The 4,362-nt window shown below is 62.2% G+C and carries 3 protein-coding genes and 1 pseudogene; all 4 read right to left on the bottom strand.

The features are described 5' to 3' along the window. A pseudogene (locus BLS48_RS36030) lies at nt 1-247 on the bottom strand (IS6 family transposase); the annotation flags it as partial. Between the two features lie 161 nt (nt 248-408). After that, on the bottom strand, nt 409-1,302 hold the full coding sequence (locus tag BLS48_RS34120; RefSeq protein WP_038644994.1) for an alpha/beta hydrolase: 894 nt from the start codon (nt 1,300-1,302) through the stop codon (nt 409-411). A gap of 36 nt (nt 1,303-1,338) precedes the next feature. Then, nucleotides 1,339-2,439, bottom strand: coding sequence for an NAD(P)-dependent alcohol dehydrogenase (locus tag BLS48_RS34115; RefSeq protein WP_038644992.1), 1,101 nt, complete (start codon nt 2,437-2,439; stop codon nt 1,339-1,341). 67 nt (nt 2,440-2,506) lie between these two features. Beyond that, entirely contained in the window at nt 2,507-3,979 is a 1,473-nt protein-coding gene (locus tag BLS48_RS34110) for a benzaldehyde dehydrogenase (RefSeq protein ID WP_038644990.1), read from the bottom strand. Nucleotides 3,980-4,362: the final 383 nt, after the last annotated feature.

The following is a 4,362-nucleotide window of genomic DNA, read 5'->3' as shown; positions in this document are numbered from 1 at the left end:
CGAGATGCCATTTGTCGCCCAGGCAGCCGGCTGACCGTCGCTTGATCTCCCGGGCGAAATGCCGCCCGAATTTCTCCGCCCAGCTTCGAATGGTCTGATGCGTGACGATGATGCCGCGGGCCGCCAACATGTCCTCAACCATGCGCAGGCTGAGCGGAAAGCGAAAGTAGAGCCATACCGCGTGCGCAATGCTCTCGGCGGGAAAGCGGTGGCGACGATAAAGCGGATCACGAGCAACTTCTGACATGGCCCATGTTCGCACATCTTCATCAGCCGTCGGTTAACTTTACGCGCCATTCAGATCCATCTTCACCGCCTGCAAGCCATGGCAGAGTGGAAAGTCGTCACCGGGGGCAACTGACATCCGCCATACAGGCCTCAGCGCGGTCAGAGCCAGATAACGTGACATTACCCGGATCGCAGATGCTCGCGGAGAAAGCCGCCGGCTTCCTCGATTGATTGCATGCCCTCGTCGAGCATCGGCGCGAAGAGCTGCCAGGAATGCACCATGCCGTCGAATATCTTGAGTTCGGCGCATACGCCCGCGGCCTTGAGCCGCTCGACGACTGTCACCGAATCGTCGCGCAGGATCTCCCAGGAACCGACCTGCACCAGCGTCGGCGGCAAGCCGGTAAAATCGCTGTAGAAAGGCGTCACCAGCTCCGACTTGCGATCGCCAGTGCCGACATAGACCATGTTGAAAAGTTCCATGAGCTGCGGCGTCAGAAGCGGCGCATCGGGTACGGAATGATGCGAAACGCCTTCGCCTGCGAAGTCGAGCGCGGGCGACATCAGCACCACCGCGCCGGGCTGCGGCAAGCCTTCCTTCTTCGCTCTGACGGCGACCGAAAGCGCGAGATTGCCGCCGGCGCTGTCCCCAGTCAGCGCGATCGCCCTCGGGTCACAACCTCGCGCCAATGCCCATTTGTAGACGGCGAGCGCATCGTCATGCGCAGCCGGTGCCGGATATTCAGGCGCCAGCCGATAGTCTGCTGCCAGCACCGCAGCACCCGATGTCCGGGCGAGATGGGTTGCGATCACCCGATGCGACCGGCTTGAGCCGAAGAAGAATCCGCCACCGTGATAGTAGATGACCAAGCTGCGCTCATCGGTCTCCTCCCGGCGGATCAGGTCGCCGCCGCATGGGCCGGCGAGCACCCGCTCGATCATCGAGCCATCGGCGATCGGCATCTGGGCATTGATGCCCTCGAACCACGCCCGCATCATGGCAGGCGTGGCATCCTCTGGCGGCGGGTTCTGGCTGCTGATATCAAGAATAAAATCGAGTTGGGCTTTCGACATGGTTTCCTCCCTGAAGTGTCGGATGGGATGGGCGGGCTACTGCATGCGCACGATCGGCTTGATGGTCTTGCCGCTCTCGGAATCGTGGATCGCCTGGTTGATCTCGGCGAAGTCGTAGAACTTCACGAGCTTATCGAAAGGGAAGCGACCCTGTGCGTGTAGTGCGGCCAGCATGGGAATGAAGGTATCCGGATTGGACTCGCCCTCGACGATGCCCATCAGCCGGCGGCCGCCGCTCATGAAATGCACTTCGTCCAGTTTGATCTCTGTGCCCATGGCCGAGGCGCCAAGAATGCCGCAGGTTCCCATCGGCGCAAGTGCCATGACCGCGGCGCGGATGACGCTCGAGATCCCCGTCGTATCCAGTGCGAAATTGAGCCCATGGCCGGTGATCGCCATGGTCTCGGCTGTCGCATCTGTCTTGCCCGGATTGATCACATGCGTGGCACCGAGCTCCCGCGCCATGGCCAGCCGCTCGTCGTTCATGTCCACCGCAATGATGGTCGTCGCGCCCACCACTTTGGCTGCCATCAAGGCGGACAAGCCGACCGAACCCGAGCCGAACACGGCAAAGGACTTGCCGGCCGAGACCTTGAGTGCATTCATCACCGCGCCCGCACCGGTCTGGATGCCGCAGGCCAGCGGCCCGAGCAGTTCGAGCGGCGCCGTCTCCGGCACTTTGACGACATTGACTTCATGGCAGATGGAGTGGGTGGCGAAGGAGGACTGGCCGAAGAAGTTGCCGTGTATGCGCTCGCCGCCGGCCGAAAGCGCGCTCGTGCCGTCGGTGCGCGCGGCAAAGAAATTGCGCGGAAAGAACTCGTGGCAATAGCTGACATGATGGTCCTGGCAGCTCGGGCAATGGCCGCAGGAATTGAAGGTCATCACCACCTTGTCGCCGGCTTTGACTTTCGAAACGGCACGGCCGACCTTTTCGACCACGCCGGCGCCTTCATGGCCGAGCACGACGGGCAGCGGCGTCGGCAACATGCCATCACGCACGACGATATCGGTGTGGCAGACACCGGTGGCAACGACTTTCACGAGGATTTCATTGTCGCGGGGTTCCTCGATATCGATGGTTTCGAGGACGAGGTCGGCGCCCTCGGCGCGGGCAATCGCAGCTTTGATCTGCATGGCAGTCTCCGAAATGAAGGGAATAAGCGGATGCGGGCCTCGTCGCCCGCATCCATCGTAGGAATGATCAGAACGGATAGGGCGTCGCGGCGTCCTTGACGGAAATCCACTTCCAGGTGGTGAATTCCTCGATGTCGGCCGGCCCACCAATGCGGGTGCCGTTGCCGGATTTGCGCGGTCCGCCGAAGGGCGCGAAGGGACCGCCATTGACCGTCTGGTCATTGACATGGACCATGCCGACATCGAGTTCATCGGCGATCCTGAGAGCACGGCCGGTATCGGACGAGATCACGCCGGCCGCGAGGCCGTAATCGCTGTTGTTGGTGAGTTCGATCGCCTCTGCATCGGTCTTGAAGGTGGCGATGCAGGCCACCGGGCCGAAGATTTCTTCATCGAAAGCCCGCATGCCGGGTTTGACGCCGGCAAGCACGGTCGCGGCGTAGAAACGGCCGTCATGCGTGCCGCCGGCCAGGAGCTTTGCCCCTCTGGCCACGGCATCGTCGACGATCGCCTGGATACCGGCCACCTGACCGTCCGAGATGATCGGACCAAGCGCCACCTGATTGGTCGAGGGGTCGCCGGCCGGCAAATGGGCAGCTTTGACGACGAGTTTTTCGGTCAGCGCATCGGCGATCCTCTCGTCGGCCAGGATCAGGCCTGTCGCCATGCAGATCTGGCCCTGGTGCAGGAAAGCCCCCCAGGCCGAGTTCGAAGCGGCGACGTCGACATCGGCATCGTCGAGCACGATCAGCGAATTCTTGCCGCCGAGTTCCAGCTGCACTTTCTTGAAATGCCGGCCCGCGACCTCGGCGACCTTCGAGCCGCCTCTCGCAGATCCTGTAAAGGAGATCATCGCGATGTTGGGGTCGATGCACATGGCCTCGCCGGCATCGGCGCCACCCGGAACGACCTGCAGCACGCCTTTCGGCAGGCCGGCCTCCTCGAAGATGCGGGCGATGATGATGCCGCCGGAGATCGGCGTGCGCGGATCGGGCTTGTGGACCACGGCATTGCCGAAGGCGAGTGCCGCGGCAATCGAGCGCACGGAGAGGACAAGCGGAAAGTTGAACGGTGAGATGACGCCGACAACGCCATGCGGCACGCGCTTGGCATAGTTTGTCCGGTCGTCCATGGCCGGAATCATCATTCCCATCGGTGCCGTGGCCAGCGATGCGGCATGGCGGATGAACAGCGCACCATGTTCGATCTCGATGCCCGCCTTCGGATAGATCGATCCGGACTCACGCATGATCCAGGGGATGAGCTCCGCGCCGTTCTCTTCGAGCAGGTCCGCAGCCTTGGAAAGAATGCGCGCCCTGTCGGTCGGCAAGGTCTTCGCCCAGGCCTTCTGTGCGGCACGCGCCTCCGATGCGGCACGGGCAATATCGGCCGCGCCGCCGATACCAACCGAAGCGATTATCGCCCCGGTCGCCGGGTCGGTCACGTCCATGACGCCGGCGGCCGTCTTCTCCCAATCGGCAAAGAAGGCGCGCCCTTGCCAGCGCTCGCTATCGAGGAAATTCTGGTTCTGGATATTCATCGTGGTTCTCCTCAAAAATGTCGCTGGGCCGTCGGGAGGTACGGGCACAGCGTCGCCATCGCAAGCACTTTCGCCAACCTCGCTGGTTTGCTGTCACATGGGCGGTCTGCCGATGTCCCCTTGCCGCCTCCTCAAGCGGTTCGAGAACTACGCTGCAAAGGCCGTGCCAGAATTTCGGAGGGCATGCAGCACTTGCCGAGATGAGGCTGCAAGTAATTGATGATGCGTACTTTTTCATCGCGAGCGCGGGGATGACTCCACATCGGCGGCAAGGGCCTTGCAATGGCACTGTAAAGTTATCAGCGGATTGATGCAGCGATAGCTGGCCGGGACGGCTGTCACGCTGCGGCGAGACACGCGATTTTGTTCCAGATTTGCATGGC

It is taken from the genome of Mesorhizobium qingshengii (genome assembly GCF_900103325.1).
GTDB lineage: Bacteria > Pseudomonadota > Alphaproteobacteria > Rhizobiales > Rhizobiaceae > Mesorhizobium > Mesorhizobium qingshengii.
The sequence above is the reverse complement of the archived record's forward strand: the minus strand, read 5'-3'. Positions and strand labels throughout refer to the sequence as shown.